This window comes from Micromonospora sp. NPDC048894, from assembly GCF_040649765.1.
GTDB classification, from domain to species: Bacteria; Actinomycetota; Actinomycetes; order Mycobacteriales; family Micromonosporaceae; genus Micromonospora; species Micromonospora antibiotica.
Map to the genome: position 1 here is coordinate 14,897 of NZ_JBEZFY010000007.1, position 18,224 is coordinate 33,120.

The 18,224-nt window shown below is 74.3% G+C and carries 18 protein-coding genes and 1 pseudogene; 6 read left to right on the plus strand and 13 right to left on the minus strand.

Translation table 11 applies throughout. The features are described 5' to 3' along the window. Window positions 1-54: 54 nt before the first annotated feature. Window positions 55-279 carry a hypothetical protein gene (locus tag AB0C22_RS16930; protein ID WP_219469819.1) on the minus strand — a complete coding sequence of 75 codons (225 nt, stop codon included), beginning with the start codon at window positions 277-279 and terminating at the stop codon, window positions 55-57. A gap of 206 nt (window positions 280-485) precedes the next feature. Here AB0C22_RS16930 and AB0C22_RS16935 point away from each other — a divergent pair, with 206 nt between their 5' ends. Together AB0C22_RS16935 and AB0C22_RS16940 are read left to right on the plus strand one after the other, a co-directional pair. Next, window positions 486-662, plus strand: coding sequence for a hypothetical protein (locus tag AB0C22_RS16935; RefSeq protein WP_357535788.1), 177 nt, complete (start codon window positions 486-488; stop codon window positions 660-662). Continuing rightward, a pseudogene (locus AB0C22_RS16940) lies at window positions 659-865 on the plus strand (hypothetical protein); the annotation flags it as partial. The gene AB0C22_RS16935 and the pseudogene AB0C22_RS16940, both read left to right, overlap by 4 nt. Before the next feature lie 97 nt (window positions 866-962). On the opposite strand, the gene AB0C22_RS16945 reads toward AB0C22_RS16940, so the two are convergent. Then, complete coding sequence (locus tag AB0C22_RS16945; RefSeq protein ID WP_219469814.1) at window positions 963-1,433, minus strand: cyclic nucleotide-binding domain-containing protein; 471 nt, start codon at window positions 1,431-1,433, stop codon at window positions 963-965. Between the two features lie 179 nt (window positions 1,434-1,612). On the opposite strand from AB0C22_RS16945, the gene AB0C22_RS16950 reads away from it, so the two are divergent. The 3 genes from AB0C22_RS16950 to AB0C22_RS16960 all read left to right on the plus strand — a co-directional run bounded on the left by AB0C22_RS16950 (window position 1,613) and on the right by AB0C22_RS16960 (window position 6,411). Beyond that, a complete protein-coding gene (locus tag AB0C22_RS16950; protein WP_357535791.1) occupies window positions 1,613-4,402 on the plus strand; it encodes a cation-transporting P-type ATPase in 2,790 nt (929 codons plus the stop codon). Window positions 4,403-4,451: 49 nt separating this feature from the next. Then, window positions 4,452-5,336: a universal stress protein gene (locus AB0C22_RS16955; protein WP_357535793.1), complete on the plus strand. Its 885-nt coding sequence runs from the start codon at window positions 4,452-4,454 to the stop codon at window positions 5,334-5,336. Between the two features lie 202 nt (window positions 5,337-5,538). Continuing rightward, window positions 5,539-6,411: a universal stress protein gene (locus AB0C22_RS16960; RefSeq protein WP_357535795.1), complete on the plus strand. Its 873-nt coding sequence runs from the start codon at window positions 5,539-5,541 to the stop codon at window positions 6,409-6,411. 68 nt (window positions 6,412-6,479) lie between these two features. Here AB0C22_RS16960 and AB0C22_RS16965 read toward each other — a convergent pair whose 3' ends face one another. The 4 genes from AB0C22_RS16965 to AB0C22_RS16980 form a co-directional block, all read right to left on the minus strand. Beyond that, window positions 6,480-7,103, minus strand: a complete 624-nt coding sequence (locus tag AB0C22_RS16965) for an FMN reductase (protein ID WP_208570198.1) — start codon at window positions 7,101-7,103, stop codon at window positions 6,480-6,482. Continuing rightward, window positions 7,100-8,263: an LLM class flavin-dependent oxidoreductase gene (locus tag AB0C22_RS16970; RefSeq protein ID WP_357535798.1), complete on the minus strand. Its 1,164-nt coding sequence runs from the start codon at window positions 8,261-8,263 to the stop codon at window positions 7,100-7,102. Before AB0C22_RS16970 ends, AB0C22_RS16965 begins: the two co-directional genes overlap by 4 nt. Window positions 8,264-8,375: 112 nt before the next feature. After that, entirely contained in the window at window positions 8,376-8,852 is a 477-nt protein-coding gene (locus AB0C22_RS16975) for a hypothetical protein (RefSeq protein WP_219469797.1), read from the minus strand. 126 nt (window positions 8,853-8,978) lie between these two features. Continuing rightward, window positions 8,979-9,584, minus strand: a complete 606-nt coding sequence (locus AB0C22_RS16980) for a DNA-3-methyladenine glycosylase (RefSeq protein ID WP_308291086.1) — start codon at window positions 9,582-9,584, stop codon at window positions 8,979-8,981. A 170-nt stretch (window positions 9,585-9,754) separates the two neighbouring features. On the opposite strand from AB0C22_RS16980, the gene AB0C22_RS16985 reads away from it, so the two are divergent. Continuing rightward, entirely contained in the window at window positions 9,755-10,162 is a 408-nt protein-coding gene (locus AB0C22_RS16985; protein ID WP_357535800.1) for a DNA-binding protein, read from the plus strand. 526 nt (window positions 10,163-10,688) lie between these two features. Here AB0C22_RS16985 and argH read toward each other — a convergent pair. The 7 genes from argH to argC form a co-directional block, all read right to left on the minus strand. Continuing rightward, entirely contained in the window at window positions 10,689-12,152 is a 1,464-nt protein-coding gene (gene argH, locus AB0C22_RS16990; protein ID WP_219469788.1) for an argininosuccinate lyase, read from the minus strand. A gap of 89 nt (window positions 12,153-12,241) precedes the next feature. Beyond that, entirely contained in the window at window positions 12,242-12,751 is a 510-nt protein-coding gene (locus AB0C22_RS16995) for an arginine repressor (RefSeq protein WP_208570193.1), read from the minus strand. Then, the gene (gene argF, locus AB0C22_RS17000) at window positions 12,748-13,677 is read right to left on the minus strand and encodes an ornithine carbamoyltransferase (protein WP_357535802.1); all 930 of its coding nucleotides are present in this window, start codon (window positions 13,675-13,677) and stop codon (window positions 12,748-12,750) included. The genes AB0C22_RS16995 and argF overlap by 4 nt, the downstream gene beginning before the upstream one ends. Next, window positions 13,674-14,957, minus strand: a complete 1,284-nt coding sequence (locus AB0C22_RS17005) for an acetylornithine transaminase (RefSeq protein WP_357535804.1) — start codon at window positions 14,955-14,957, stop codon at window positions 13,674-13,676. The genes argF and AB0C22_RS17005 overlap by 4 nt, the downstream gene beginning before the upstream one ends. Next, window positions 14,954-15,880 carry an acetylglutamate kinase gene (gene argB, locus AB0C22_RS17010; RefSeq protein ID WP_357535806.1) on the minus strand — a complete coding sequence of 309 codons (927 nt, stop codon included), beginning with the start codon at window positions 15,878-15,880 and terminating at the stop codon, window positions 14,954-14,956. The genes AB0C22_RS17005 and argB overlap by 4 nt, the downstream gene beginning before the upstream one ends. Further along, window positions 15,877-17,049 (minus strand): bifunctional glutamate N-acetyltransferase/amino-acid acetyltransferase ArgJ, encoded by a 1,173-nt coding sequence (gene argJ / locus AB0C22_RS17015; protein ID WP_357535808.1) that lies wholly within the window; start codon window positions 17,047-17,049, stop codon window positions 15,877-15,879. The genes argB and argJ overlap by 4 nt, the downstream gene beginning before the upstream one ends. 114 nt (window positions 17,050-17,163) lie before the next feature. Next, a complete protein-coding gene (gene argC / locus AB0C22_RS17020; RefSeq protein WP_357535810.1) occupies window positions 17,164-18,165 on the minus strand; it encodes an N-acetyl-gamma-glutamyl-phosphate reductase in 1,002 nt (333 codons plus the stop codon). Between the last annotated feature and the right edge of the window lie 59 nt (window positions 18,166-18,224).

Genomic DNA, 18,224 nt, shown 5'->3' on the forward strand with positions numbered 1-18,224 from the left:
GCCACCGGACGGGCAGGGCCGGTCAGACGCCGGCCATCAGACGGGCGGGGCTGCTCAGCCCTGCTCGTCCTCGTCGGCTGACGGCTTGGGCCGACGGTGGTCCCTGATGTACGCCTCCACGTCGGACCGCAGCCACACCGAGCCGCCGATCAGCTTCTGAAACGGCGCGGGGAACTTGGGCAGCAGGATGAGCTGCCGAAACCGGGACCTGCTCACGCCCAGCATCTGCTGGATCTCAGCGGCTCCGACGAGCGGACCCGGAACTTCCTCCTCGCCCATGCCCCCGAAGGTATGCACAGTGGGTCCTACCCCTCAGGGCCTGCCTTACACGGCCCGGCCTACAAGGCACTATTTTGTAGGGCCTGCCCTAGTTGACAGGGGTGCCGCTCACGGTGTGGAATCGGTGACGCGGTGCCCCCGCCCTGGTGGAGCGGGGCTCAGCGGGGCGGGGTGCCGCGACGACCCCGACACCCCCGGGAGGCGGGATGTGTGGACACCGCGCGGTGCCGTACCTGATCGAATCGGCGTGGCGCTGCCTGGACCAGCACCGCGACCGGCGGTGCGACAAGTGCACCGGCAGCGGCTTCTGCCCGGTGGTGGAGGCCGCCCGCACCCGGATCAGGGCGTGGCGCAGGTACCGCAGTGTGTTCGGTCGGCGATGAACGCGCCCCTGCCGAGGGCGGGTGACCTGCTCCTGCTGACCCGGGCGGCCAGCGTCCAGTTCCTCCGGCCGGTCCGGTTCCGGGTGATCCGGGTGCTCGACTGGCCCACCTACCACGGCTGGATCTGGCTCGACGGCTACCGGCTCGACGACCGGGACGAGGCGGTGTCCCGCCGGTCGGTCTTCGTCCAGCCGGCCGGACTGGTCGTCACTGCGCGCACCGCCCCGACGCCGACGCAACGGTCCGGGCCGACGCCGCCGGGGGTGTCGACGCGGGCACGGGTGTCGCCGCCCGTCCGGGTCAGCTCGCCGCCGAGGTCGGGTAGCCGTACAGGTCGAGCAGCCGCCCCCGGGAGGCCTGGAGCCGGTCCACCACCACGCTCATGAACCGGGTGGTGAGCTGCCGACCCAGGGCGTCGTCGGACTCCATCAGCCGGCGTACCCCCTCCGCGGTGAACTCCACGGTGGTGGTCCGCCGGACGGCGACCGCGCCGAACTGCCAGCGGTAGGGCGGGAACAGCCACGACCAGCCCAGCACCCCACCCGGCCCGATCGACTCGATGCCCACGTCCCCGCGCCCCGGCACCGGGAAGTCCAGCGCCACCTCCCCGCCCCTGACCAGCCAGAACCGCTCCGCCGGCTGGCCGGCGTAGAACAGCCGGTGACCGGGGTGCCAGACCACCGGCCGGGCGTACCCGGTCAACCGGGGCAACCACTGCGGCGGCAGGCCGGCGAGGAAGGGGTGCTCGGTGAGCATCTCCAGAGGGGTCATCGGGGTGCCCTTCGCCGTGATGTCGTCCCCTCCATGGCACTCCCGAAGACGCCGACGCGGCAGGGCCAATGGTCCCGTGACCTGCGGGAAGATCGCCTCTGCCCGACCGGCCGCCGCCGCGCGAGGGTGGAACGGGACGGCGTGCCCGGGACACGCCGCACGAGGCGGGGAGGTCACCGGTGACGACATCCGGTGCGGGAGCGGTGCTGGTGGACGACGACCTCGACCCGGGACGGGCCACCGGCGGCCTGACCACCGCCGAGGCGGCGGCGCGACTGCGTACCGACGGCCCGAACAGCGTCGCCGCGCCGACCCGGCGGCGGCTCCCCGGCCGGGTGCTGCGCCAGCTCACCGACCCGCTCGTCGCCCTGCTGCTCGCCGCCGCGACGGTCACCACCCTGCTCGGCGACTGGCCGGACACGGCGGTGATCGTGCTGGTGGTGGCGGTGAACACGATCATCGGGGTGGTGCAGGAGGTCCGCGCCGACCGGGCCATCGCCGCGCTGGACCAGCTCTCCGCCCCCACCGCCCGGGTGGTACGCGACGGCCGCGACGTGGTGTTGCCGGCCGCCGACCTGGTCCGCGACGACCTGGTCCGGGTGGAGGCCGGTGACGTCGTCCCGGCGGACCTGCGGCTGGTCGAGGCGAGCCGGTTCCAGGTGGACGAGTCGGCGCTGACCGGCGAGTCGGTGCCGGTGGCCCGCGACGACGACGAGGAGGTGCGGGCCGGGACGGTGGTGACCACCGGCCGGGCCACCGGCATGGTGCTGCGCACCGGGGCCGCGTCGGCGCTGGGCCGGATCAGCGCCCTGGTCGCCGGCACCCGACCGGCCCCGACGCCGTTGCAGCGCCGGCTGGCCGGTCTCGGCCGGATCCTCGCCCTGGCCGTGGTGGCCCTGTCCGGCCTGGTCTTCGCCATCGGGGTGGCCGGTGGCCGGCCGGTGGTGGAGATGGCCGTGACGGCGGTGAGCCTGGTGGTGGCGGCCGTCCCGGAGTCGTTGCCGGCGGTGGTGACCCTGGCGCTGGCCCTGGGCGCGCGCCGGATGGCCGGGGCCCGCGCCATCCCCCGCCGGCTGCACGCGGTGGAGACCCTCGGCTCGGTGACGGTCATCGCCTCCGACAAGACCGGCACCCTCACCGAAGGACGGATGGTGGTGCGGACGGCGGTCACCCCCGACGGCGTCCGGTACACCGTCGACGGCGTCGGGTACGCCCCGCACGGGCAGGTCAGTCGCGACGGCACGACGGTGACCGCGCCGCAGGAACTGCGCCGGCTGGCACGCGCCGGGCTGCTCTGCAACGACGCCACCGTGTCGCCACCACAGGACGACCAGCCCGACTGGACCCCGGTCGGCGATCCGCTGGAGGCCGCCCTGACCGCCTTCGCCGGCCGGTGCGGACTGGAGCCCGAGGCCACCCGCCGCGCCTGGCCCCGGATCGCCGAACGCCCCTTCGAGCAGGCCACCCGCCGGATGGTCACCGTGCACCGGGGCTGCGACGGGCGGCAGTTGGTGGTCTGCAAGGGCGCACCGGAGAACGTGCTGACCAGCACCCTGCTCGACGCCACCGCCGAGGAGATCGAGGCGCTGACCGCCGCCGCCCGCCAGTTGGCCGCCGAAGGGCTGCGGGTGCTCGCGGTGGCGTCCGCACCTGTCGACACGGTGCCCGACCTGGCCGCACCGGTCGGCCTGCGCCCGGTGGGGCTGGTCGGCGTCGGCGACCCGCTGCGGGCCGGCGCGGCCGGGATCGCCGCCGGTCTCGACACCGCCGGGGTACGGCTGCTGCTGGTCACCGGCGACCACCCGGCCACCGCCGCCGCGATCGGTGGACAGCTCGGCCTGTGGCGGGCCGGCGACCCGGTGGTCCGGGGCGACACCGACGACGCCACCCAGGCGGAACCGCACGCCCGGGTGTTCGCCCGGACCCAGCCGGAGCAGAAGCTGGACATCATCGCCGGGCTCCAGGCCCGGGGGCACGTGGTCGCGATGACCGGGGACGGGGTGAACGACGCCCCGGCGCTGCGCCGCGCCGACATCGGGGTGGCGATGGGCGGCGGCACCGAGGTCGCCCGGCAGGCCGCCGACCTGGTGCTGGTCGACGACGACCTGGCCACCGTCGCCGTGGCGATCGGCGAGGGCCGGCGGATCTACGACAACATCCGCCGGTTCCTGCGCTACGCCCTCTCCGGCGGGGTGGCCGAGATCGTGGTGATGCTGCTGGGCCCGCTGTTCGGCCTGCCCGTACCGCTGCTGCCGGCGCAGATCCTCTGGATCAACCTGCTCACCCACGGCCTGCCGGGGGTGGCGCTCGGCGCGGAACCCGCCGAACCGGGCGCCCTGCGGCGGGCCCCCCGCTCGCCCCGCGAGTCGGTGCTCGGCGCAGGGCTGGGCCGCGACGTACTGGTGACCGGGGCGCTGATCTCGACGGTGGTGCTGGCCGCCGGGGTGACCGCCGCCCACGCCGGGCTGCCCTGGCAGTCGGTGGTCTTCGTGGTGCTGGGCCTGGCCCAGCTCGGGGTGGCACTCGCCGTCCGGGCGCCCCGAACAGCCGGGGCGGGTCAGGCCAACCCGGGGCTGCTCGTCGCCGTGGCCGGGTCGGCGCTGCTCCAGGTCGGTGGCGTGCTGCTGCCACCGCTGCGGACGCTGCTCGGCACCGAACCCCTCGGCCCCACCGTCCTGCTGGCCTGCCTGGCGGTCAGCGTCCTGCCCGGCCTGGTGCTGCGGCTGGCCCACCGCCGCCCCGCCACCGCCACCGGCACCGGCACCCCGATCCCGCCCGACCTTCGGCTGCCGGCCGGGGCCGTCGCCGACGCGGTGACCGACGTCCCGACGGCCGCCGTCACCGACCCCAGCCGGGACGCGGTCACCGACCCCAGCCGGGACGCGGTCACCGATCCGGCGGTCGACGGTACGGGCCGGAAACGTCCGGTGCGGGACCAAGGGCCCACCGGTCGGGCCGGACGCCCCTGACCGGGCGGGCCGCGCACGACCAGGCTGGAGACGGATGAAGGAGGACATGATGACGAACAGATCCGGCGCCCCCGTCGTGGTCGGTGTGGACGGTTCCCGCTCGGCGCTGGACGCGGTCCGGGTCGCCGCCCGGGAGGCCGCCGACCGGCACCGCCCGCTGCGGGTGGTGCACGCGTTCATCTGGCCGCTGTTCGGCATCCCGTTGGGCCCCGGGCCCGCTGGACCGCCCCAGGCGGGGCTGCGGCACGAGGCCGAACGGATCATCGCCGACGCCGTCACCGAAGCTCGCAAGGTCGCCCCCGACCTGGTCGTCACCGGCTGGTTGTCCGACGGCGCACCGACCCCGGTGCTGCTACGCGAGGCCCAGGACGCGGCGCTGCTGGTGCTCGGCACCCGGGGGCTTGGCGGTTTCGCCGGGCTGCTGATCGGCTCGACGGCGGTGCAGGTCTCCGCCCACGCCGACTGCCCGGTGCTGGTGGTACGCGGTGAGGCCAGGGCGGACGGCCCGGTGCTGGTCGGGGTGGACGGCTCCGCGCTGTCCACCGAGGCGCTCGGGTTCGCCTTCGCCGCAGCGGCCCAGCGCGACACCGGGCTGCTGGCCGTACACGCCTGGCTGACCCCCGCGCCGCTCGGCCCGGGCGACGTGCTGCCGCTGGTCTATGACGTGGAGGCGCTCGCCGCCGAGGAGGAGCGGATGCTCGCCGAGGCGCTGGCCGGCTGGTCGGACCGCTATCCGGACGTCCCGGTGACCCGACGGCTGGTGCCCGGCGCGGCGGCCCGGGTGCTGGTCGAGGAGTCGGCGGCGGCCCAGCTCACCGTCGTCGGCGCGCACGGCCGCAGCGCGCTGGGCGGGATGCTGCTCGGCTCGGTCAGCCACGCGGTGCTGCACCACGCGCACAGCCCACTGGTGATCGTCCGCAACCACGCTGTCTGACCGCCGCAGGCGGCGGCACGCCCGGCCGGATCAGGTGGCCGGCATCGCCGGTCCGCGACGGATGGGCGGCACCCCGGCCGGAGCAGATGGGGACCGCCCACCCGGCCGGAGCAGGTGGCGGCGGCACGCCCGGCCTGGTCAGCTGCCGGCGTTTGACGGGCCGGCACGTCGACAATGGGCGCAACCGACCCTGGGAGAGCTGATGAACCGACCGGTAGTGGTGGGCGTGGACGGCTCGCCGACCAGCTTGGCCGCCGCGGAGCAGGCCGCGCACGCGGCGGTGCTGCGTTCCGCGCCGCTGCACCTGGTGCACGGTTACCTGCACCCGCTCGGCTACGGCGTGCCGCTCAACCCGTACGACCTGGGGGTGCCGGCGCCGTCGGAGGAGGCGCAGCAGATGTTGGAGCGGACCGCCGCCGAGCTGGCCGACCGGTGGTCGGGGCTGACGGTGCAGGTGCGTCAGGTCGCCGGTGGGGCGGGCGCGACACTGGTCGAGGAGTCCCGCCGCGCCGACCTGGTGGTGGTGGGCAGCCGGGGGCTGGGTGGTTTCGCCGGGCTGCTGCTCGGCTCGGTCGGCGCTCAGGTCGCCGCGCACGCGCACTGCCCGGTGCTGGTCGTCCGGCCGGAGACGTTGCCGATCGGCGTGGACGGGCCGGTGCTGGTAGGCGTGGACGGGTCGCCGGCCGCCGGGGTCGCCGCCGACCAGGCCGCCGCCGAGGCGGTCCGGCGGGGGGTGCCGCTGGTGCTGGTGCACGTCGGCCCCGCCCCGCAGGACCGGGAGGTGCCCGACGAGGTCGCCGAGTCCGAGGCGGCGTACCAGGCGCACGCGGTCCGGTTGCTCGCCGAAGCGTCCGCTGCGGTCCGCGCCGACCACCCGGACGTGGTGCTGCGGGAGCATCCGGTCCGGGCGGTCGGGGTGGCGCAGGGTCTGATCGAGGCCAGCGGCACGGCGTCGGTGCTGGCCGTCGGCACCCGGGGCCGGGGCGGTTTCACCGGTATGCTGCTGGGCTCGGTCAGCCAGGCGGTGGTACAGCATGCCCACTGCCCGGTGCTGGTGGCCCACCCGTACCGGTGAGGTCGCCCGGCCGGCCGCCGCAGGACCGCCGAGCCGGCGCGGGCCAGCCCGACAGCCGCTGCTGCGGGTCAGCCCTCCCGGCTGCCCAGGAGCTGGGCGAAGTCGGTGGTGAGGGCGAACGGGTCGGCCGGGCCGGTCGCCGGTGGCCGCCGGTCGACCTGGTCGGCCAGCTCCCGGCCGGCACGGTCGATGCGGGCCCGCAACGCCCCCTCGGCGGTGCCGCCGGACCAGTCCTCCGGGGCGGCGAAGACCGACGTCGGCAGCACCACCGCGCGCAGGTAGCCGAACATCGGCCGGACGGCGTGCTCCAGGGCCAGCGAGTGCCGGGCGGTGCCGCCGGTCGCGCCGATCAGCACCGGTCGGTCGACCAGCGCCTGGGCGTCCACCACGTCGAAGAAGGACTTGAACAGCCCGTTGTACGACGCGTTGAAGATCGGCGTGACGGCCACGATGCCGTCGGCTCCGGTGACCGCGTCGAGGGCGGCCCGCAGCTCCGTCGACGGGAAGCCGGTGAGCAGGTTGTTCACCACGTCGTGGGCGTGGTCGCGCAGCTCCACCACCCGCAGCTCCACCTCGTCGCCGCGCCGGACCAGCTCGTCGCGGGCGGCGGCGGCGAGCTGGTCGGCGAGCAGCCGGGTCGACGACGGCTGGCTCAGCCCCGCCGACACCACGGCCAGGGTGCGGCGGGTCATCGGACCCCCTCCGCCCCGGCGGCAGCCAGGTCACCGGCGTCACCCGTCCCGGCCGGGTCACCGGCGTCACCCGTCCCGGCCAGCGCGGCGTCGCGGGCGGCGACCAACGAGGCGTGGGTGGGCGCGACCGGCACGTGCGCCGGGCGCAGCGCGTCGAACTCCTTGCGCAGCACGGGTACGACCTCCTCGCCGAGCAGATCAAGCTGCTCCAGCACCGTCTTCAGGGGCAGCCCCGCGTGGTCGAGCAGGAACAGCTGCCGCTGGTAGTCGCCGACGTACTCCCGGAAGCCGAGGGTGCGGTCGATGACCTGCTGCGGGCTGCCCACGGTCAGCGGGGTCTGGCGGGTGAACTCCTCCAGCGACGGCCCGTGCCCGTAGACCGGCGCGTTGTCGAAGTACGGCCGGAACTCGCGCACGGCGTCCTGCGAGTTACGTCGCATGAACACCTGGCCGCCGAGCCCGACGATGGCCTGCTCGGGCGAGCCGTGGCCGTAGTGGGCGAAGCGCTGCCGGTAGAGGCCGACCATCCGCTGGGTGTGCTCCTTGGGCCAGAAGATGTGGTTGGCGAAGAAACCGTCACCGTAGTAGGCGGCCTGCTCGGCGATCTCGGGGCTGCGGATCGAGCCGTGCCAGACGAACGGCGGGACGTCGTCGAGCGGGCGCGGGGTCGAGGTGAACGACTGCAACGGGGTGCGGAACTTGCCCTGCCAGTCGACGACGTCCTCCCGCCACAGCCGGTGCAGCAGCTCGTAGTTCTCGACGGCGAGCCGGATGCCGTTGCGGATGTCCTGCCCGAACCACGGGTAGACCGGCCCGGTGTTGCCGCGCCCCATCATCAGGTCCACCCGGCCGTCGGCCAGGTGCTGGAGCATGGCGTAGTCCTCGGCGATCTTCACCGGGTCGTTGGTGGTGATCAGCGTGGTCGCGGTGGACAGCAGCAGCCGCTCGGTGCGGGCGGCGATGTGCCCCAGCATGGTGGTGGGCGAGGAAGGGACGAACGGGCGGTTGTGGTGCTCGCCGGTGGCGAAGACGTCGAGACCGACCTCTTCGGCCTTGAGGGCGATGGTCACCATCGCCTTGATCCGCTCGTGCTCGGTCGGCTCCCGTCCGGTGGTCGGGTCGACCGTGACGTCGCCGACGGTGAAGACTCCGAACTGCATGACCAGCTCCTCGCGTCTGAGATACCGGGCCGTTCGTGGTACCCGGACGTCGCGCACAACCTATTTGACGCGTCAACTATTCCGGCGTCGGCCATTCCCGGGGTGGCACCGGTCACCCCGCCGACGACGGTCCCGCCGGCTCCTCCCCCTGCCTCGGGGTACCCGGATCGCCCTGGTCCGACGCGTCCGACGACGGGTCGCCGGGGGCACTGGCGGCCGACGGCGCCCGATCGGCCGGTCGGACGTCCGACGGCGAACCGTCGGGCGGGCCGGCGGTCGTGGACTGGCCGGCGGTCCAGGACTGGCCGGCAGTCGAGGGCTGGCCGGCAGTCGAGGGCTGGCCGGTGGTCGAGGGCTGGCCGGCATGCGGGTGGGCGGGATGTGGCGCGGGGTGGGGCGGGCCGGCGGGTGGGGCGTACCCGGTCGAGCCGGTCGGGGGCCACGACGGCGGCGGCCCTGGTGGCGGCGGGCGGCGGCGGCCGAGCTGCACCGCCACCACGACGACGACCGCCAGCACCATCATCAGCACCAGCGGGACGGCCACGCAGGCCAGCCTGCCGACCAGCACTCCGGCGTCGTTTGCGTCCATCCGAACCACCTCCGGTCACGATTGCGCGCGAATGCTAGCGAACTTCGCCGGAGACGGACGCCCCGTCGGTCCCCGGCCCACCGTCGGCGGTCGGCCCACCGTCGGCGGTCGGCATGGTGGTCCGGGTCAGCCGCGCCGGCGGGGCACGTGCCGGCGGTAGGCGCTGACCGTCGGGTCGCCGGTGATCCAGAAACGCCACGGCACGTCGTGGGCGGCGGCCACCCCGACCCGGGGACCGGCGGTGACCTCGGCGCGGGCGACCGGGCAGGTCGGCGGGCTCAGCAGCAGGGGACCGCTCCCGTCGAGCACGCAGGTGCCGTTGGCAGACGCGGTGACGTCGAGCGCGACGGCCAGCCGGGCCGGCCCCCGGGCCAGGTCCCGGTCGGCGACGTCCCCCCGGCGGGTGCGGGCCGCGGGTAGCCCGTCGACCACCTCCCCGGCCCGCAGTAGTACGGCCGCCGCCTCACCGTCGCGACCGCAGACGATGTTGAGACACCAGTGCATGCCGAACACGAAGTACGTGTAGGCGTGCCCGGCCGGCCCGAACATCACCCTGGTCCGGGGGGTGGGTCCCCGGTGGGCGTGCGACGCCGGGTCCTCGCCGGTGCCGGCGTACGCCTCGACCTCGGTCAGCCTGATCCGGACGCCACCGGCGGCGAGTTCCCAGCCGAGCAGCGTGCGCGCCGTCTCGGCCACCTCGGCGGCGGGGGCGTGCAGCCACGGGTAGTTCACCGCTCCAGGTAACGGCACCTGCGGAAGATCGGCAAACCGAGGACCGTATTCCCGTCGGCATCCGGGGCAGGCAGACGTCGTCATGCCGGCCGGTCGTCACGGTGGGCAGCCCGACGGATTGCTTAAACATTTTGTTGACAACGGATCGTTGTCAGCATGGAATGGGTGCCATGACCGACACCTTCAGCGCACCTGACGCGGCCCGCGCCCGAGCCGAGCGGACCTACGCCGCGCTGCACCGGATCAGCACCCGGCACGCCGACACCGACGCACGACGACGCCGGTACACCAACCCGTACCTGGCCGACCCATGGGAGGCCGTCTCGGTGGTCACCGCGCTTGCCGCCGGCGGGGCGACCCGGGAGGCCGACGAGGAGCCCGTCGACGACGCGGACCTCACCGCCGCGCTGACCCTGTTGCCACACCTGCGCGCCGAACTCGACGCGCTGGAGGTGGGCCTGCTGACGATGGCCCGGGCCCGCGGACTGACCTGGCAGGCGATCGCGTTCGGGCTCGGACTGGGCAGCGCACAGGCGGCCAAGCAACGCCACGAACGCCTGGCCGCCCGCACCGCCTGACCCGCTGGAACCGCCTGGTCGTCTGCGGCCCCACCACCCCCAGGCTCGCCGATCGATACTGAGAGTAGTCAAGGCGCAACCACCCACTACCCTGCTGTCGCCCCTTTGCTCTGCTGACCTCGACGCGACAGACACTTAGCGTCACAGCCTCCCGCGCCGAACCGTCAGCCAGCCCCAACAATTCACCTGGTCAGCGGCGTGGCGCGGAATGGGCAGCAGAGCAAAGGGCGAGAAGGTGTCATGGTGTTCGCCGGACAAAAGTCGCTCTCCGTAGCGGGAGTTGCCCGCTCACGCACCGCAACCGACAGCGCGACGAAGACGGCACGGCACGACGGCCACAGCCGCCGCGACGACGGCGAGCCAGCGTCGCGGGCAGCCCGCCCGCGACGACCGGCCGCAACTATGGCCCGGGCGGTACGTCGACCGGCCCGGGTGGAACGCGCTGGACCTGGGCGGCGGCCAGCCGGCCCAGGTCCGGTCGTCCGCCTTCCGAGTTGCGGGGCGCGGACGACCGGCACGCGTCAGATCAGCGGGGTACGACCCGCTCGGCGGCCCACTCCCGCCAGCCGGTGAGCTGGTCGGACGCGGCGGCGAGCTGGTCGGCGACCGGGCCGGGGCCGGTCGAGCCGGGGGTGATCCGGGCGGCCAGCGCCGAACGGACCGACAGCACGTCACGCACCGACGGGTCGAGGTGCTCGCTGACCGCCGCCAGGTCGGCGTCGGAGACCTCGTCGAGGGCACAGTCGCGGGCCGCGCAGAGCGCCACCAGTTTTCCGGTGATCTCGTGCGCGTCGCGGAACGGCACGTTGCGCCGGACCAGCCAGTCGGCGACCTCGGTGGCGAGCGAGAAGCCCACCGGCGCGGCGGCGACCAGGCGGTCCACCCGGACGGTCATCGTGGAGATCATCCCGGCCAGCGCCGGGAGCAGCAGCTCCAGGGTGTCGACCGCGTCGAACGCGGGCTCCTTGTCCTCCTGCATGTCCCGGTCGTAGGCCAACGGCAGGCCCTTGAGCATCGTGAGCACGCTCATCAGACCGCCGACCAGCCGACCGGACTTGCCCCGGGCCAGCTCGGCGATGTCAGCGTTCTTCTTCTGCGGCATGATCGACGACCCGGTGGCGAACGCGTCGTCCAGCTCGACCCAACCGAACTCGTGCGACGTCCAGAGCACCACCTCCTCGCCGAGGCGGGACAGGTGCACCCCGACGAGCGCGGTGACGAAGAGGAACTCGGCGACGAAGTCCCGGTCGGCGACCGCGTCCATGGAGTTGGCGAAGGACGTCCGGAAACCCAGCTCCTTGGAGACGGCCACCGGGTCCAGGGGCAGGCCCGAGCCGGCCAGCGCGCCCGCGCCGAGCGGGCTGATCGCCGTACGGTGGTCCCAGTCGCGCAGCCGCTCCAGGTCCCGCAGCAGCGGCTGGACGTGGGCCAGCAGCCAGTGCCCGAAGGTGACCGGCTGGGCGTGCTGGAGATGGGTCATCCCCGGCGCTGCCGTGTCGACGTGCCGTTCCGCCTGCTCGACCAGGGCCTCGGCCAGCTCCACCAGCCGGGCGGCCACCCCCCGGGCGTGGTCGCGCAGATAGAGCCGCAGGTCGGTGGCGACCTGGTCGTTGCGGGACCGGCCGGCGCGCAGTTTGCCGCCGAGGCTGCCGAGCCGCTCCAGCAGGCCCCGCTCCAGCGCGGTGTGCACGTCCTCGTCGTCGATGGTCGGACGGAACTGCCCGGACGCGCAGGCCGCCTCCAGGTCGTCCAACGCGGCCAGGATCCGCCCCAGCTCGTCGGGGTCGAGCAACCCCGCGCCCGCCAGCACCCGGGCGTGCGCGCGGGAACCCGCGATGTCGTACGGGGCGAGACGCCAGTCGAACTGGACGCTCACCGACAGCCGCGCCAGGGCCTCGGCGGGGCCACCGGCGAACCGGCCACCCCACAGGCTCGTCCGGTTCGTCGCGGCGCTGTTCTCGGTCAGGCTCTTGTCGTCCACGCCGCTCATTCTGGCAGTGCTCACCTTTCGCTCACCGACTGCGGGGTTCACTCCCGGTGCCGGCTCGTCCGTCGTACGGAAACCCGTGACCGGTGCGGTCACGGGGTGTTTCCTTCCCCGGCCTCGTCGCGGCGGGCCCATCCGGCGAGCTTGTCGCCGAGCGCGGCCCCACCGTCGGCCTCGCGGGCCACCACCAGGATGGTGTCGTCACCGGCGATGGTGCCGACGACCTCGGTCAGGCCCGCCCGGTCCACGGCGCTGGCCAGGTAGTGCGCCGCACCCGGCGGGGTACGCAGCACGGCGATGTTGCCGCTGGAGTCGACCCCGTTGAGCAGCTCGCGCAGCAGCCGGATCAGCCGGGCGGGGGCCGCCTCGGCGTCGCGCAGCGGCCGGTGGCCGTCCTCGGGGATCAGGTAGCCGGCCCGCCCGTCCCCGCCCCGGGCCTTCACCGCGCCCAACTCCTCCAGATCCCGGGAGAGGGTGGCCTGGGTGACCTGCACCCCGTCGGCGGCGAGCAGGTCGGCCAGCTCGGTCTGGGAACGAATCGCCCTGGCCCGGATCAACTCGACGATGCGGGCGTGCCGGGCGGCGCGGGTCGGGGCGGTCATGATGAGGAGGCCTCCAGGAGAAAGGTCAGCAGCGCCTTCTGGGCGTGCAGCCGATTCTCCGCCTGGTCGAAGACCACGCTCTGCGGGCCGTCGAGCACCTCGCTGGTGATCTCCTCGTCCCGGTGCGCGGGCAGGCAGTGCAGCACCTTCACGTCCGGCCCGGCGTGACCGAGCAGCGCGGCGTTGACCTGGTAGGGCAGGAACGGCGTGATCCGGTCCAGCCCGTCGTCCTCCTGGCCCATCGAGGTCCAGGTGTCGGTGGCGACCACGTCGGCGTCCCGGACCGCCTCGACCGGGTCGACAAGTGCCCGTACCGACCCGCCGGTGCTTGCGGCGATCTTCCCGGCCCGGTCCAGCACCCCCGGATCGGGTTGGAACCCGGCCGGCCCGGCGACCCGTACGTGCATCCCGGCGGTCGCCCCGGCCAGCAGGTACGAGTGCGACAGGTTGTTCGCCGCGTCCCCGACGTACGCCAGGGTCCGCCCGGCGGTGCCGCCGCAGTGCTCGCGGACGGTGAGCAGGTCGGCGAGGAGTTGGCACGGGTGGTAGCCGTCGGTGAGCGCGTTGATCACCGGCACGCCTGCGTGCGAGGCGACCTCGGCGATCCGGTCGTCGCCGTGGGTACGCAGCACGATCGCGGCGACGTAGCGGGACAGCACCCGGCCGGCGTCGGCGAGTGTCTCGCCCCGACCGAAGTGGGTGACCTGGGTGTCCACCACGAGCGGGTGACCGCCGAGTTCGGCGATGCCGGCGTCGAAGGAGATCCGGGTCCGCAGGCTCTGCTTGTCGAACAGCACCGCCACCGAACGCGGCCCGGCCAGCGGGGTGAACCCGAACCGGTCGGCCTTCATCCGGGCGGCCAGGTCGAGCACGGCCGACTGTTCGGCCGGGGTGAGGTCGTCGTCGGCCAGCAGGTGCCGGATCATGTGCGGGTCTCCGTCGGGGTCGGGGTGGGGATGGACGGCGGCGCGGTGCGGGTCTGCGCGGCCGGCGCAGTCGGCGTGCCGTGGGCGGCCGGCGTGCCGTCAGCGGCCGGAAGGTCGACGGCCGTGTCGAGGGCGGCGGGGAGGGCGGCCAGGAACGCGTCGACCTGCTCGCCGGTGAGGATCAGCGGCGGGGCGAGCCGGATCACCCCCGGCTGGACCGGGTTGACCAGGAACCCCGCCGTGCGCAGCGCGCCGGCCACCGGGCCGGCGACCGGCGCGGCGAGCACGATGCCGAGCAGCAGCCCGGCTCCGCGTACCTCGGCCACCAGCGGGTGGCCCAGCGCCTCGACGCCCCGACGCAGCCGTTCACCGGTGCGCTTGACGTGGTCGAGCAGGCCCTCGCCGGCGATGGTGGAGACCACCGCGAGGGCGGCGGCGCAGCTGACCGGGTTGCCGCCGAAGGTGGTGCCGTGCGAACCGGCCCGGAGCAGCTCGGCGGCCCGACCGAAGGCCAGGCACGCGCCGATGGGCAACCCGCCGCCCAGCCCCTTGGCCAGGGTGATGACGTCCGGCTCCACCCCGTCGGCCTGGTGGGCGAACCAGTGGCCGGTGCGCCCGATGCCGGTCTGCACCTCGTCGAGCACCAGCAGGGCCCCGTGCCGGGCGGTGATCCGCCGCGCCTCGGCCAGGTAGCCGGGCGGCGGGACGACCACCCCGTTCTCGCCCTGGACCGGCTCCAGGATCACCATCGCGGTGGCGTCGGTGACGGCCGCCGCCAGCGCCGCCACGTCGCCGTACGGGACGTGGTCGACGTCGCCGGGCAGCGGGCGGAACGGGTCGGCCTTCGCCGGTTGGCCGGTCAACGCCAGCGCCCCCATGGTGCGGCCGTGGAAACCGCCGACGGTGGCCACGACGTGCGACCGGCCGGTGAGCCGGGACAGCTTGAACGCGGCCTCGTTGACCTCGGCGCCGGAGTTGGCGAAGAACACCCGACCGGGCCGGCCGGCCAACGCCAGCAGCAGCTCCGCGAGGGCCACCGGGGGTTCCGCGACGAACAGGTTGGAGACGTGGCCGAGGGTGGCGATCTGTTTGGAGACGGCGGCCACCACGGCGGGGTGGGCGTGCCCGAGCGCGTTGACCGCGATCCCGCCGAGCAGGTCGACGTACTCCCGGCCGGCCTCGTCGACGACGACCGCGCCGGAGCCGGAGACCAGCGCCAGCGGCGGGGTGCCGTAGTTGTCCATCATGGACTCGCCCCAGCGTTGCACCAGCGTGCTCATGCGCCGACCGTGCCTTCCTCGTGGGTGGACCCGGACGGGGTGTCGACGACCATCGTGCCGAACCCCTCCGAGGTGAAGACCTCCAGCAGGGTGGAGTGCGCGACCCGACCGTCGACGACGTGCGCGGCGGGCACTCCCCCGCGCACCGCCCGCAGGCAGGCCTCCATTTTGGGCACCATCCCCGATTCCAGGGACGGCAACAGCGCCGCCAACGCCTCGGCGTCGATCTCGCTGACCAGGCTGGTGGTGTCCGGCCAGTCGGCGTACAAACCGGCGACGTCGGTGAGGACGACCAGCTTGCGGGCGTGCAGGGCGATCGCCAACGCGGCGGCGGCGGTGTCGGCGTTGAGGTTGTGCAGCACCCCGTCGACGTCCGGCGCGACGGTGGAGATGACCGGGATCCGGCCGGCCGCGATCAGGTCGGTCACCGCCGAGACGTCCACCGACTCCACGTCACCGACCTGACCGACGTCGACCGCCTCACCGTCGACCCAGGCGGGCCGCCGCACGGCGGTGAACAGGCCGGCGTCCTCCCCGGAGAGGCCGACGGCGAACGGGCCGTGCGCGTTGATCAGGCCGACCAGTTCCCGGCCGACCTGGCCGACCAGCACCATCCGGACGACGTCCATCGCCTCCGGGGTGGTGACCCGCAGGCCACCCTTGAACTCGCTGGCGATGCCGAGCCGACCGAGCATCGCCGAGATCTGCGGCCCGCCGCCGTGCACCACGACCGGCTTGAGCCCGGCGTACCGGAGGAAGACCATGTCGGCGGCGAAGGCCCGTTGCAGCGCCGGGTCGACCATCGCGTTGCCGCCGTACTTGACCACCACGGTGGCCCCGGAGAACCGGGCCAGCCAGGGCAGCGCCTCGATCAGCGTCTCGGCCTTCACCTGGGCCCGGGTGAGATCCGCGGACAGGCTCATGTCGAGTACGCCGAGTTCTCGTGCACGTACGCGTGCGACAGGTCATTGGTCCAGATCGTCGCCGCCGCCGCACCCGCGTGCAGGTCGATGCGGATGGTGACGTCCCGCCCGGTCAGGTCGACCTTGGACCGGTCCTCGGCGGCGGCACCGCCACGGCACACCCAGATCCCGTTGACCGCCACGTCCACCGCGTCCGGGTCGAACGCGGCGGCGGTGGTGCCGACCGCCGCGAGGATCCGACCCCAGTTCGGGTCGTTGCCGAACAGTGCGGTCTTGACCAGGTTGTTGCGGGCCACCGACCGGCCCACCTCGACCGCGTCGTCCTCGTCGGCGGCACCGACCACCTCGATGGCGACCTGCTTGGTGGCCCCCTCGGCGTCGGCGACCAACTGCTGGGCCAGGTCGTGGCAGGCGGCGGTGACGGCGGCCGTCAGCTCGGCCTCGTCGGGCTCCACCCCGGACGCCCCGCTGGACAGCAGCAGCACCGTGTCGTTGGTGGACATGCACCCGTCGGAGTCGACCCGGTCGAAGGTGACCCGGGTGGCGGCCCGCAACGCGGCGTCCAGCAGCTCCGGCCCGGCCACCGCGTCGGTGGTCAGCACGCACAGCATGGTGGCCATGCCGGGGGCGAGCATCCCGGCCCCCTTGGCCATTCCGCCCACCGTCCAGCCGGCCCCCCGCACGACGGTGGTCTTCGGCCGGGTGTCCGTCGTCATGATCGCCACGGCGGCGGCCGGGCCGCCGTCGCGGGCCAGTCCCCGGATCGCGGTACGCACCCCGGGCAGCAGCTTGTCCATCGGCAGCCGCTCACCGATCAGACCGGTCGAGCAGACCGCCACGTCACCGGCACCGAGCCGCAGCCGGGGGCTGGACGCGGTGAGCGCGGCGGCGGTGTGCTCGGCCGTGGCGTGGGTGTCCTGGAAACCGGCCGGACCGGTGCAGGCGTTCGCCCCGCCGGAGTTGAGCACCACGGCGCGGACCACACCGCCCCGGACGACCTGCTGGGTCCAGCGCACCGGCGCGGCCCTGACCCGGTTGGTGGTGAAGACGCCGGCGACCCCGGCGTCCGGGCCGTCGTTGACGACCAGGGCCACGTCGGTGGCCCCGCCGCTCTTCAACCCGGCCGCGACTCCGGCCGCACGAAACCCCCGAGGGGCGGTGACACTCACAGTGCATGCCTTTCGTTCGCGACTGCGGGGCTCCGCTGCGCTGCGCTCCTCGCGCTCACCGAACCGACCTTTCGTTCGCGACTGCGGGGCTCCGCTGCGCTGCGCTCCTCGCGCTCACGGGGCAACTCCAAAGAGGGGCAGGCCGGTGGTTTCGGGCAGGCCGAGCATCAGGTTGGCGTTCTGCACCGCCTGGCCGGCGGCGCCCTTGCCGAGGTTGTCGATGGCGCTGACCACGATCACCCGGCCGGAGTCGACGTCGACGGTGGCCTGGAGGTGGCAGGAGTTCGCCCCGGCGGTGGCGGCGGTGTGCGGCCACGCCCCCTCGGGCAGCAGGTGCACGAACGGCGCGTCGGCGTACGCCTCGGCCAGCACCCCGCGCGGGTCGGCGTCGCCGGTGGGCACGGCGGTGACGGTGGCGAGGATGCCGCGCGGCATCGGGGCCAGCACCGGGGTCAGCGACAGCCCGGTCGCGCCGGTGGCCTGCTTGATCTCCGGGACGTGCTGGTGGGCGCCGACCTTGTAGGGCGACAGGTCCCCCATCACCTCGCTGCCGAGCAGGTGCGTCTTGGCGGCCCGGCCGGCCCCGGAGGTGCCGGAGGCGGCGACCACGACCACGTCGGCCGGCGAGACCGCACCGGCGGCGATCAGCGGCGCGAGGGCCAGGGTGATGGCGACGGCGTAGCAGCCGGTGTTGGCGACCCGGGTCGCCCCGGCGATCGCGGCCCGCTGGCCGGGCAGCTCCGGCAGGCCGTACGTCCACGCCCCGGCGTGCGGGCCGCCGTAGTAGCGGGACCAGGCGTCGGCGTCGCGCAGCCGGTGGTCGGCACCGAGGTCGACCACCCGTACCGACTCGGGCAGTTCGGCGGCGAGCGCCGCCGACTCGCCGTGCGGCAGGGCCAGGAAGACCAGGTCCGCGTCGGCCAGCGTGGCCGCATCGGTTGCCGCGAACACCAGGTCCAACCCCACGAGCTGCGGGTGTACGGCGGTGACCGGCGCTCCGGCCTGACGGTGGGCGGTGGCGGTGACCAGGTCGAACTCGGGATGACCGGCGATCAGGCGCAGCAGCTCGCCCCCGGCGTAACCACTCGCTCCGGCGACCGCAACTCGGATACCCATTCCTACCTCCGCATGACTATGCAGAGAAGGCTAGTCCGCGCCTGCGCCGGATGCAAGTT